This is a genomic window from Limimaricola sp. G21655-S1 (assembly GCF_027213785.1).
Lineage (GTDB): Bacteria > Pseudomonadota > Alphaproteobacteria > Rhodobacterales > Rhodobacteraceae > Limimaricola.
In genome coordinates this window covers 1-264 of sequence record NZ_JAPWGO010000278.1, presented here as the reverse complement: position 1 = coordinate 264, position 264 = coordinate 1, and the positions used below count along the sequence as shown (strand labels likewise).

The window sequence follows — 264 nt, the reverse complement described above, 5'->3', positions numbered from 1 at the left end:
ATGCCAGTGGCTGCGCTCGCCTGCGCCAAGTAGGAAGTAGATACAGGTGCCACAGGGCCGAGACGAGGCCCGATGGGTGTCTTCGCCGGTGTCCTCAACCCAGGTCTGGCGGTACCAGCCGCCCTCGGGGTGACGTTCCAATCCAAGGGTCTGGATAATCTCATCTGCGCTCATGTCCTGCGTCATGCACTATGGCTCCGAAGTTGGTGTGATTGCGGGTGGTAATTCGGGTGGGGCGGCATATGTTTGGCCCATGACCCTCGA

At 60.6% G+C, this 264-nt stretch carries 1 protein-coding gene; it reads right to left on the bottom strand.

The window, feature by feature from the left end:
* Nucleotides 1–186: cupin domain-containing protein (locus tag O4G76_RS20765; protein ID WP_269399008.1), on the bottom strand; the 186-nt coding region annotated here is incomplete at its 3' end.
* Between the last annotated feature and the right edge of the window lie 78 nt (nt 187–264).